The sequence below is a fragment of the Streptomyces sp. NPDC053513 genome (assembly GCF_044544765.1).
Classification (GTDB): Bacteria; Actinomycetota; Actinomycetes; order Streptomycetales; family Streptomycetaceae; genus Streptomyces; species Streptomyces litmocidini.
Genome location: NZ_JBITXP010000007.1, coordinates 135,432 through 146,503 on the forward strand (window position 1 = coordinate 135,432; position 11,072 = coordinate 146,503).

General features: G+C 70.4%; 10 protein-coding genes and 2 pseudogenes. 3 read left to right on the forward strand and 9 right to left on the reverse strand.

Features of this window, described 5'->3' with window-relative positions; genetic code table 11:
* Positions 1-125: 125 nt before the first annotated feature.
* Positions 126-803 (reverse strand): annotated as a pseudogene (locus tag ACIGW4_RS14525) (transposase family protein); the annotation flags it as partial.
* 688 nt (positions 804-1,491) lie between these two features.
* Positions 1,492-2,017 (reverse strand): annotated as a pseudogene (locus tag ACIGW4_RS14530) (transposase family protein).
* 162 nt (positions 2,018-2,179) lie between these two features.
* Here ACIGW4_RS14530 and ACIGW4_RS14535 point away from each other — a divergent pair.
* Entirely contained in the window at positions 2,180-2,782 is a 603-nt protein-coding gene (locus ACIGW4_RS14535; RefSeq protein ID WP_399580562.1) for a S1 RNA-binding domain-containing protein, read from the forward strand.
* Positions 2,783-2,784: 2 nt separating this feature from the next.
* Positions 2,785-3,716, forward strand: a protein-coding gene (locus ACIGW4_RS14540) for an IS5 family transposase (protein ID WP_399580563.1) whose coding sequence is annotated in 2 segments (ribosomal slippage) — positions 2,785-3,181 and positions 3,181-3,716 — 933 coding nt in all. Because the reading frame shifts where the segments join, the coding sequence is not laid out codon by codon here.
* 635 nt (positions 3,717-4,351) lie between these two features.
* On the opposite strand, the gene ACIGW4_RS14545 is transcribed toward ACIGW4_RS14540, so the two are convergent.
* From ACIGW4_RS14545 to ACIGW4_RS14555, 3 genes are all read right to left on the reverse strand, one after another.
* On the reverse strand, positions 4,352-5,380 hold the full coding sequence (locus tag ACIGW4_RS14545) for a hypothetical protein (protein WP_399580565.1): 1,029 nt from the start codon (positions 5,378-5,380) through the stop codon (positions 4,352-4,354).
* A 166-nt stretch (positions 5,381-5,546) separates the two neighbouring features.
* Positions 5,547-5,948 carry a hypothetical protein gene (locus ACIGW4_RS14550; RefSeq protein WP_383433980.1) on the reverse strand — a complete coding sequence of 134 codons (402 nt, stop codon included), beginning with the start codon at positions 5,946-5,948 and terminating at the stop codon, positions 5,547-5,549.
* A gap of 7 nt (positions 5,949-5,955) precedes the next feature.
* Positions 5,956-6,378, reverse strand: coding sequence for a hypothetical protein (locus tag ACIGW4_RS14555; protein ID WP_399580567.1), 423 nt, complete (start codon positions 6,376-6,378; stop codon positions 5,956-5,958).
* Between the two features lie 473 nt (positions 6,379-6,851).
* Between ACIGW4_RS14555 and ACIGW4_RS14560 the strand changes: the two genes are divergently transcribed.
* Complete coding sequence (locus tag ACIGW4_RS14560) at positions 6,852-7,067, forward strand: hypothetical protein (RefSeq protein WP_399580569.1); 216 nt, start codon at positions 6,852-6,854, stop codon at positions 7,065-7,067.
* Between the two features lie 413 nt (positions 7,068-7,480).
* On the opposite strand, the gene ACIGW4_RS14565 is transcribed toward ACIGW4_RS14560, so the two are convergent.
* Genes ACIGW4_RS14565 through ACIGW4_RS14580 form a run of 4 tightly spaced genes read right to left on the reverse strand, consistent with a single transcriptional unit; the run spans position 7,481 to position 11,055 of the window.
* Complete coding sequence (locus tag ACIGW4_RS14565; RefSeq protein WP_399580572.1) at positions 7,481-8,440, reverse strand: sugar nucleotide-binding protein; 960 nt, start codon at positions 8,438-8,440, stop codon at positions 7,481-7,483.
* Entirely contained in the window at positions 8,440-9,513 is a 1,074-nt protein-coding gene (locus ACIGW4_RS14570; RefSeq protein ID WP_398706265.1) for an ROK family protein, read from the reverse strand. Before ACIGW4_RS14570 ends, ACIGW4_RS14565 begins: the two co-directional genes overlap by 1 nt.
* On the reverse strand, positions 9,494-9,898 hold the full coding sequence (locus tag ACIGW4_RS14575; RefSeq protein ID WP_123456736.1) for a cupin domain-containing protein: 405 nt from the start codon (positions 9,896-9,898) through the stop codon (positions 9,494-9,496). The genes ACIGW4_RS14570 and ACIGW4_RS14575 overlap by 20 nt, the downstream gene beginning before the upstream one ends.
* Entirely contained in the window at positions 9,895-11,055 is a 1,161-nt protein-coding gene (locus ACIGW4_RS14580) for a sedoheptulose 7-phosphate cyclase (protein ID WP_398706266.1), read from the reverse strand. Before ACIGW4_RS14580 ends, ACIGW4_RS14575 begins: the two co-directional genes overlap by 4 nt.
* Between the last annotated feature and the right edge of the window lie 17 nt (positions 11,056-11,072).

Sequence of the window (11,072 nt, forward strand, 5' to 3'; positions counted from 1 at the left end):
CCGCTTGCGTCCCGCCAACGGATCACTCTCACGACGGGAATCCGGGGCGGGCCGGGCACTCGGACGACGTGAAGGGCCGGAGGCCAAATCCGCCGGAGTGCAGCGGGAATGAGCCTTTTCCAGTCTCAGGTTGGGGCGTGGTGAAGGACGAGAACGGACTTCACCGCGTCGGTGATCCGGTTCGTGCTGCAGCGGAGCTTCCGTAGGAGTCGCAAGCCCTTCAAAGTGGCCGTGGCCTGCTCGCCGGGGCGGCGGATCTTGGCATGAGAGCTGTTATGCCGCCGCTGTCACCGCTTGAGAGGGCGGCCCCGGAAGGGTACCCGGACCGGGTGTCCAGCGCCCTGACACGCCTTGTCCGCGCAGCACTTCGGCCCTGCGGCGGCGAGTGCGTCGACGATCCCGTGTGTCCGGGCAGGGGTCAGGTGGTGGGTGGATCCGGGCAGTGCGGACGATGCCCACAGCAGGTGGCCGAACGGGTCGGTCGGGACCTGGACGCGCATGCCGTGCCGCTTGTGTTCGCCGGAGTGGTACGGGGTGTCTGCGACGATCCGGTCGCTCGGCAGCAGGGTGCCGTCGAGGATCACGAAGGCCAGCCGGCTGGCGGTCTGCATGACCTGGGCCAGGCTGGGCGCGAGCGCGCCCAGGACCTCTGTCGCTTCGCGGACGTAGCGGTAGACGGTCGCGATTCCGGTGCCGAACCCGGCGGCCAGCTGGGCGTAGGTGTCGCCGCAAGGCAGATGCGCCAGGACCGGGAGGACCTGATGGCCCGGCCGAATGCGCTCGTCGCGCGGGCCGGAGTGCCGAGGTCCTCTTCCGTCACTCCGCCAAGTTCCTGGATGGCGTCCGCGAGCAGGCCAACCGCCTCATCGAACAGTCCATGGAGGAGTGGGACCGCGTCAGCCGGAGCGAGGCGCCAGGGGGGTGAGCCGGGATTTTGGTCCGTGACTGGTCCGGAAGAGCTGGTCAGGAGCGGGATACCGGTGGGATGAACTGGGAGTTTCAGTGCAAACACGCCCCTCCCGTGGCAAGGTGAACGGGAGGCGCCTGACGGGCGAAAGCCCAGGTCGGGCGCCTCTTCTTATGCCCCTAGAAGAAGCCGGGCTTCTTCGGCGAGTACGACACCAGCAGGTTCTTGGTGTGCTGGTGGTGCACGCCTCGTGTGGCCGCTGACCAGTGGGAACGGCCACGATTCGGCCAAGCCGCAGGCGGCTGGTCCGCGCATGGCCCGGATCTTGGTCGGTCTCGGCCCTGGCCCCGAAGAGCGACTGCCATGCGGGAGCAGTTCGCACCGAAGGGTGACAGCCGCTCAGCCCCGCCCCCTTGTGGCCGCGACGAACCGCGAGTTTGTACCCCTTATACCCCCGCTCGCGCGGGGAGCACTCAGGGTGCGGAGGCGGGAGCCATCAGTCACGGCAAGCACCGTTGCAGTACTAAAGCGTGTTGCAGAAGGTCGTGTCTGGGCAGGTCAGGGCCGGTTTAGGGCTGGCCGGGTCACGCTGCCATGGCGAGGTTGTGCATGTGGGCGACGGCCTGGACCGCGTAGTGGAGGCCGTTGTCGCGCTGGCGGCAGTCACGGAGGATCTTGTAGTGCTTCATGCGGGCGAAGGCGTGCTCGACGCGGGCCCGGACCTTGCGGTGCTCGGCGTTGTCCTCTTCCTCGCCCGGCAGCAGGGCTCGGCCGGGGCGTTTGCGGTGCGGGACGACAAGGCCGGTGTTGATGTAGGCGCCATCGGCCAGCACGGTCACGCCCTCGCAGTGCCGGGCCAGGCCGGAGTCCCGCCGGGCCTTCGCGTCCGCGGTGCTGCCGGCCACCGGCCGGGCCGCAGCGATCACCAGCTTGGTGTCGGCATCGATGACGACCTGCACGTTCGCGGAGAACCGGTAGTTACGGACGGCCGCCACCGGGCCCGTTCCCGCCCCGTTCACGCACGACCTTCAGCAGCCGTTCGAACTGCCGCATCCGCAGCCCCGTGAACGTCTCCACCCACAACGGCTCAGCCCTCAACACCCCACGCATGCAGGGGAAATGCCCGGACAGAGCCTTCTGCAACACGCTTTAAAGACCGTTGCAGTACTAGGACTTGTCCGGCCGATCATGGTGCCGACTGCTGAGGCATGGCGAGGGGGTAGCTCGTCGAGGGCATGGTCGCCCCACGATCTCGTATGCCAGGGTGTCGGTATGGATTGGCAGTCTGAAAGCCCGGGACTCTGGGCGTTCCTGGAGTCCCTGCACCGCGGCAACATCCTGTCCGGGGCCGTCGCGGCGATCGAACGGTTCGGGGTTTTCGTGGCCCTGGACGACGGGCCTGCCCATCCCCTCTTCCCCGGTGCCGGGTTCATCGGCGTCCCCGAACTGTCATGGCGGCACATCGACGCTGCCACCGATGTCGTTCAGGTAGGCCAGCGTGTCTCGTGCGAGTTCCTCCAGTTCGACACCTACAACGCGGAGGCCAGGCTGTCCTTGAAGGCACTGGAACCCGACCCTCTTCAGGATTTCGCCGACCGCACAGCAGTGGGCCAGGAACTCTGCGGGACGGTTGAGAAGGTGCTTCCCTTCGGCGTCTTCGTCGACCTCGGGGACGGGATTGTCGGGCTGGCCCCCTTCAGAGCAGTCCACGGCCGGCCTGCGGTGAGTCCGGTGGAAGACTTCGAGGTCGGAGAGGAGATCGCCGTCGTCGTCACGGAAATCGAGCTGCCAACCCGTCGGGTCTTCCTCTCCAGATCGGAGGGTGGCCGGCACGAAGGTGTCGTGCCGGCCAGCGTGCCCAAGCCGTTGATGTGAGCATGGGGCGGGGTGAACTGAGCGATGCCGAGTGGGAACAGCTGCGGCCGTTCCTGCCGGTCAGTAACAGGCGTTGTGGCCGGTGGCGGGATCACCGGCAGGTGATCGACGGGATTCTGCACCGAGTGCGGACCGGCGTTCAGTGGCGTGACCTGCCCGAACGATTCGGGCCGTGGAAGACCGTCTACGAACGGCGCCGCCTGTGGTCGGCCGACGGGACATGGGAGCGTCTGCTCCAGCAGGTCCAGGCCGCGGCCGACGCCGCAGGCGAGATCGACTGGGACGTCGCGGTCGACTCCACCATCGTCCGTGCGCATCAGCATGCCGCCGGTGCCCGCACCGACCCACTGTCGGCGCCCGGCTCAAAGGGGGCCGAACTGGCAGAACACCAGGACGAGACGCCGTGGCAGCGCCTCGTCGCCCGCCTGGTGGAGGTGGTGCGGGAGGTGAGGGCCTGGGCCGCTCGCGCGGCGGATTCACCACCAAGCTCCACCTGAGCGCGGACGGCCGCTGCCGCCCGCTGTCCCTGATCATCACCCCAGGTCAGCGGGCGGACTGCACCCAGCTCCAGCCAGTGCTGGAGAAGATCCGCATCCCCCGCCTCGGGCCGGGCAGACCCCGCAAGAAGCCCGACAGCGTCGCCGCCGACAAGGCATACAGCAACGGGCCCGTCCGGAACTTCCTGCGACGCCGGGGCATCCGGCACACGATCCCGGAGAAGACCGACAGCCAGGCCGCCCGCCGGCGCAGAGGCTCACGCGGCGGACGGCCACCCGGCTTCGACGAAGAGCGGTACAAGAAACGCAACACCGTCGAACGGGCCATCAATAAGCTCAAGCACGCCAGAGCCGTCGCCACCAGATATGACAAACGTGGCTACGTCTACCTCGGCACCGCAACCGCTGCGGCGCTGGCCATCTGGCTCAGGACGTGAACCACCGCAGGACCAGACAGTAGAGTGACCTGCCGAGATCACCACTTCGAAAGAAGAGTCATGCCCCGCAAGACGGCGGCTGCTCTACGTCTGGACGCTGCCTGTCGGACCCATCTTCGGGACTACCGGCGCCGGTCCTCACAGTTCTCACCCCATACGCGTCGCCAGGCGGCCCGGTTCGAGGCCGAACGCGGCCTTCCTGTCCAAACGCTCGAACACGCCGTCCGATGCTGGCGGGGCTTCGTGCACCGTTCAGGATGGCCGCTCTACCTGCCCAAACCGCATCTGCCCGGCTACGACATCTGGGACGACCGCTTCCTGATAGAGCGAGCCATCGGCGCTCTCGACAGACGAGCAGCCCGGGAAATCGCGTCAGCCGTCAAAGAAGCCGACGCCGACTTCCTGGCACGCACGCTGCCCGACCCTCACGCTCCACATGCCTGGCCGTGGTGGCGTCGCAGATGCCAGGACCTGGGCGACATCATGCACGTTCCATCACAGGCTCATGATCGGCCGGACAGCTCCTAGCAACATAGACAACTGCGGAGCGTGTCTATAGTCGGAGGGGGCCCTCCTCACAGTCCAACCTCGGCCCATGAGGGGGCCGAAATGCCGCTGTGCTGTCCTGTCGTTGGTCAGGGGCAGCCGGGGAATCGGGGTACAGGCAGCGGGTTCGGGAGCGGGTGGCGCGTCCAGCCGGTGTCGTGGTCCCAGTGCAGGACGTGGGTCTGGTCCAGCAGGCAGCCGACCCAGAGGCCGGTGATGCCGGCCGGTACGTTCGGAGACCGCGGGGGCAGCAGGCCCGGGGCGGCGAGGCGGTGCCATGCCGAGGAACGCATCCAGGTGAGCCAGAAGAACACCTCGCGGCGCGGTCGGTCGGAAGCCGCGTTGAGCTTCAGGGCCAGGTCCTCGTGCAGCCCGAACTCGACTTCCAGCAAGTCCACCAGTTCCGTTCCGCCGTCGGCGTCAGCGATGGGCGGCGGGTTCGCCGGGAGCGCGGTCCGCCAGGTCACGGATCGTGCGAGGGTGATCCGTTCCCTCACGTCCCGGCGGGCCAGTTCGGTGAGTTCAGCATCGGTGTGGCGACCGGGGAAAAGGGCTCGCGTCGTCTCGGCCGATTTCCGTTCGTCCTCGGCCCGGCGCTTCTCCAGTGAAGCGAGGAAGTCCGGATCGAACGACCACAGCACCGGGCCCATCCGGAGTGGTTCCGGGAGGGGAGAGGGTGGTGGGGGTTTTCCCTGGCGGCTGTTCTTCTCGGCCTTCCCGGCCCAGTGGTTCGGGTTGAAAGCCGGCATCTGGTCGTACCCCGTCAGCAGGCCGGCGCTGATGTAGCCGGTAGTCGTGTCGCTGGGCACGGAATAGCCGGAGATCACCCCGGCACTGCCCAGGACGCCGTACGGGCACGCCTCCTCGTGGAACGGATGCTCGATACAGGCCGTGCCGGGGGTGAAGTGATGCACGCCACACCGTTCCAGCTCGGCCAGGGCCGGGCTGATGACGGTCAGGGCATCCCTGAAACGAGGGTGCCCCTTGCGACCCCCGTAGGTTGCCTTCGCCGTGCTCTCGAACACCACGTGCCAGCCCAGATCCAACTCGGGCACCGTACGCTCCTTGAGGTACGGCTCCCAGGAGCGCCGGTTCCGCTCAGCCACGCTGCTGGTCACCTGTGTGACCTCAACCGCCCGATCACCGCCGCACATGAAGTCGAAGCGCCCGTTAAGGTTCGCGCGCACCTCATGGAAATCACCGCACCGGGGGCAGTGGTCATACGGTTCGACGGTCTCGCTCGTGCAGTACTGCAGGACGCCTGCCGCCCTCAGCTCCACAGGATCACTTGCTCGGGGCATGAGCCTCCTCCCTCCCGGTAGGCGCGTCCCAAGGGAGTACCAGCTGTTCCAGCGGCATACGGGACAAAGTCTTGAACAAGTCGTCCCGGCGGTACCCGAGCCCCGCGGCAAGCAGAATCCGCACGTGCTGATCCAGTTCGTCGATCATGGTCGAGGGCAGGCCGACGGCCTCCGGGATGACCCACGCATCCCGCAGGAGCAGCGCCAGATCGGTATCGCCAACCGGCAGATGGACATGCAGCTCCCACGGAGGGACGGTCCGCAGAGGGCCCCGTACCGCCCGGCTTTGCCGCGCGAGCAAGCGCCGACCGGCCACTTGGAGAGCACGCAGCACCGCCATTTCGGCCATGGCCGCCGCCACGGTCTCACGAGGGCTCTGGATCATGATTCTCCTACTGGATCTCGGAGGTGTGCCGCGGCTGGAGGAACGGGATCAGCGGGGCCGGCATCACGGCGGGGGATCCGAGCAGCTCCCACTGGCAGTCCGGCACTTTGCCGTCGAGGTCGCGCAACGACCGCCGCATCATCAACAGGATCAGGGAGTCCGACGCCCGGTCCGTGGGGGACCAGTGGCGGTCTCCCACCTGGGCCATCAGCACCAGCCCCGACACGAAGGCCCTGCCCATCAGCCAGGCGAGGGCCGCGTCGCCCAGCTCGCCGGCCTCGAGCTCCGCCTCGATCCGTGCGCACAGGTCCAGCGCCCACTCGCGGGTCGCCCCGCTCACCTCCCAGGCGTCCCGCAGGTCCTCCAGGGTGGCCGTCTCCGCCAGACCCAGCAGGGCGCCGCGGACGTCACCGTCGGGAACAGTGCTCATCCCGCCGCCCGGGAGGAACACCTCCCGGGCGGCATCAGGGACGTCCTTGACCGTGTACTCGGCCAGCGCGCCCCCGGGTTGCCCCAGCCCGTCGGCTGCACGGCCCGCAGCACGTCGCCGATCCCCTGTGGCGTGACGGCGGCACCGCCTCGCAGCACCGTGGCCACCGCGGAAGCCGTGACCTCCCCGCCGGATAGGCTCGGAGGTTCCGGATTCTCATCCAGGTCGGCCAGCTCGGGAGGGGGCCACGCCACTCCCCGGTCACGCATGTACCGGGCGATGCCCTCATCGATCCGACGCACCCGCGCGGGAACGAGCCGCACCCGCTGCCCCGAGGCGACCACCTCGTCGGCGACGCGCTCCGCCCACTCCTCCCCGTCCTCCCCCTCTTCCGGACCTTCTTCGCCGAGCCCGGCGCCCAGGCCCCGGACCGCCTTGCCGAAAGCGTCTCGCACGGTCCCCTCCGGCACCGGGTGCCCTTCGCCGAACAGCGCCAGCGCCAGATGAGAGGGCCGAGCGCCCCTCCGCGCCAGCCGGGCGAGCGCCACGACCAGACCGAATGCCTCGTCGTCTGGATCACCGTGTACGTCGTCATCGTCGGCGTCGCCCTGCTGCACCCCCGCCGCTCCCGCCGGAGGGAAGCCCGCCAGATCCTCGACTGCCGCCTCCTCGTCCCCAGGCCCCTGTGACCCTGCTGGAGAAGTGACCGCGGGGTTGTGGCAAGGGTCGGCCCCGGCCCTTGCCGTCCGGATAGGCTGGTGTTGCCTTAACGGAGTTTGGCGGACACCAACAAGGACAACCCGCAGCGGCAGGTGCGGTTGAGCTTCCTGGGCTGATCGAGCCGGTCGGGACCGTCCTGGGCTGGGTCGCCGAATCTCCTTGCGCTCCGGCGAAACGGCGCCCGGCCGCGAGCCGGTCACCGACGGCCGTCCCGCGCCGCCGACCTGGGCATGCCGGTCCTGGCCCTGTCTCCGGAAGGCAGCCTCATCCAACACGACGACCGGCCGCCGGTCTTCCCGGACGGGCGGCCGGGTCTCCCGGGAGAGGCTCCGCGCCGCCGTCGTGACGGACGAGGGCGCGGAGACGGTGTCCCCGTCGTGTCTCAGCGCCGGAGGAACAGCGGCGCCAGGAACTCGGCCGCCGCTGCCACGCCCCGCGGGGGAACGGCGGCCATCCCGGGCACGGCCGACAGCAGCGTGCTGGAGAGGCAGGTGTTCCGCGGCCGGGAGGCATAGCGGCCGGCGGCCCGGGGGACCGGCTTCACCAGGTCCGCCGGTGCGCCCAGGACGCGGGCGATCTCGCCGGCCCACGCCGCACGGGAGACACGCTCCGGACCTCCCAGGTGCAGCACGGGCGGAAGGGAGCCCCCGTGGGTGAGGAGACGGGCGACCACCAGGGCGACGTCGTCCACGAGGACCGGCGTGGTCCACTGGTCGGCCGGCGCCTCCACCGTCTCGCCACGGACCAGGCGGTGGGCACAGGACGAGAAGAAGTTCAGCCACTTCCCGCCGTCCGCGGGCTCGTGGCCGTAGACGAGGCTGACGCGCAGGGCCGTCGCCGGAGAGACCGCCCGGGACAGCAGGAGCTCCTCGGCGGCGCGTTTCGCCGCCCCGTAGGCGTTGGCGGGTGCGACCGGGGTGGACTCGACGTTCTCGGCGCACCTGCCGTCGAACACGTTGTCCGTCGAGATCATCAGGACGCGGTCCAGGCCCGGCAGCGCGGCGAAGTGGGCGGTCGCGGCCTTGTGCGCCGCGGCCGCCTCCCCGGGGTGCGCCTCGCACCAGGTGACGTCGGACGGCCCGTGGACCAGGACGACCGTGCGGGGGGCGACCGCCGTCACGACCCGGGCGCAGGCCTCCGCGTCGGTGGCGTCCAGCGCCCTCCAACGCGCCCCGTACGCCTCGGGTTCGACGGCGGGCCGTCCTCGTGACCCGAGCGTCACCTCGTGGCCCTCCAGGACGAGCCGGCGGGCGATCTCGGAGCCGACGAACCCGCTGCCGACCACGAGCGTCCGGCGGGGCGCGACCGCGGCCGGCACGGAGTTCTCCGTACGGACGGGCATCAGAGGGTCACCTTTTCCCGTCGTGCCGCGAGACGGCGGCCCATGAGCCGGCCCACCCCGATCAGGCCGTGGTCGTCGTCGTCCTCGCCCAGTACGACCATGGCGTCCACCTGGGCGGCCGTCAGGCCGAAGCAGCCCTGCCGCACGAGCTCCTCCACCAGCAGCTCCCGGTAGCGCTCGCCGATCGCGAGGGCGAAGCCTCCCATCAGGACGTAGCGGCGGATCCCGATGGAGGCGAACACCGCGCCCACGGCCGCCGCCAGGTGCACGAGGGTGGAGCGCAGCACGGCCGTCGTGAACGGGTCCCCGTTCCGTACGGCCTCCGCGATCTCCGGATTGCCGAGGAACCGCGGATCGACCGCTCCGGCGCGGGCCGGTGCCGACCGGGCGTACCCCGCCGGGTCGGCCGCCGCCGCCCGGCGCACCGCGGCGAGGACCCCGCGCCCCGAGGCGATCGCCCCCAGGTGTCCGCGCCCCCCGCAGTCGCACGGCGGGGCGTCGGGGGAGCGGTCGCAGGTCCAGTGACCGAGCTCCCCGCCGTGCCCTTCGGCGTCGAGGAGCACGTCGCCGTCGCGGAACACCTTGTTCCCGATGCCGGAGCTGACGGTCAGCAGACAGAACGGGACCGCGCTCTCCGTCCCGTACCGCCAGGCGGCCGCCGTGAGGTCGTTGACGACGAGCACCGGCACGGCCAGCCGGGCGCTCAGGACCTCCTGGAGCGGGAGGGGGTCACCGCCCCCGCCCCACACCGTCGGGGCGCCCAGGACGGTCCCGTCCCGGGTGACCGGCCCGGCGAAGGCGACGGCCAGGGCGGCCGGAGCGGGGCCGGGGCGCGCCCCGGACCGCCGCTCGGCCTCGCGCACGATCTGGTCCACCACCTGCCGCTGGAGCACGGGCACGGGGGTGCCGGGGTGACGGTCCATGCCGTCCACCCGCATCCGGGCCACGTCCGACAGCCGTCCGCCGCCCCGGACGTCGAAGGTGCCGACGCGCAGCGTCGTCCCTCCGACGTCCATGACGGTCAGGAGCGGGCCGGTCCCGGTCGTCGTCGGGTCACCGGGCGGGATCGCCATCGGGGTCCTTCCTGTCGCCGGCCTCCACCTCGAAGACGAGGAGCGCCAGTTCCGTGTCCGTGTCGTTGCTCAGACCGTGTTCGCCGAAGGGCTCGTTGGGGATGACGTCCCCGGCCTCCACCCGGAACGCCTCCCCGTCCCGGTACATCACGCCGCTGCCGCTGAGCACGACGTACGTCTCGCGGTCGTGACCGTGCCGGTGACGTCCGATGGACGTCCCCGGCGGCAGGACGGCCAGGTCGATGAAGCCGGCGCCGGGCCCCTCGCCCCGGGCGAAGATCCGGTGGGCGAGGATCGTCCCCGCCCCGCCGTGGTCGCGCGGTTTGGGGGACAGCAGGTCCCGCAGGTTCGCGAGGGGCCGCGCGGTTCCGGTGCCCCGGGTCACGGCCTGGTCCCCTCGGCGATGCCGTCGGTTCTCAGGGCGAGTTCGTCCAGGGCCCGGCGGAGCACGTCACGGGGCACGTCGGCGAGGTCGTCGACGAACGTCGCCTTGCCCGCGGCGATGGGAACCACCAGGTGCAGCCGGCGGCCGCGTCGCTCCCAGGACTCCTCCAGCGCCCGCGTCATCAGTTCCGGGGTGCAGGTCTCCGCGTCGAAGACGGGAAGCCCGATGCGGGCGAGGAGACCGACGATCCGGTCGCACTCCCGCTCGTCGACCAGTCCGAGCCGCAGCGCCAGGCAGGCCGAGAGCGCCATGTCGACGGCGACGGCCTCGCCGTGTTCGAGGCGGTGGTCGCCGGCCGTCTCGATCACGGGGCTGAAGGTGTGGCCGAAGTCCACCAGGCGGGCGAGCTGGTGTTCCCGCAGGTTCGGGCACAGCTCCTCCATCATCAGCCGCATCGAGGTGCGCAGGACGTACGTCTCGATCTCGGGCGGCGTCGGGGTTCCGTCCCGCCGGAACGCGTCCGGGTACCGCTCCAGCGTCCGGAACAGCTCCTCGTCCAGGATCACGGCCATCTTCACGATCTCGGCGAGACCGCACCGGATCTCCCGCGGGGGCAGGGTGGAGAGGAACGAGGGATCGCTCAGCGAGGCGTGCGCGGGGTGGTAGGCGCCGAACATGTTCTTCGTGTGCAGGGCGTTGACCCCCGTCTTGACGCCGACCCCGACGTCCACCTGACCGACGAGGGTGGTGTTGATCCGGATGTAGCGGATCCCCCGGGAGTACATCGAGGCGGCGAAGCCCACGACGTCCGAGACGATGCCGCCGCCGAGGGCCAGCATGACCCCGTGCCGGTCGAGTCCCGCGGCCTTGGCGAGCGAGCAGACCCGCTCCGCCGTGGCCAGGGTCTTGTTCTTCTCCCCGGTGGGGATCGTGTGCAGGGTCCACGTCCCCGGTGTCAGGTTCGCCTCCAGGTAGTCGCGCAGCGCCTGCCCGTACAGGCGGTCGACGGTCGGCCCCGTGAAGGCGACGACCCGGCGTCCGCCCACGGCGCGGGCGAGTGCGGGATTCCCGGGGGAGAGCACCCCCGGGACGAGGTCCGACCGGTACCCGGTGCCGTCCGGCGCGAGCAGGCTGAAGCCGTCGGCGTCCTCCCACACCCCCGGCCGACGTGCCT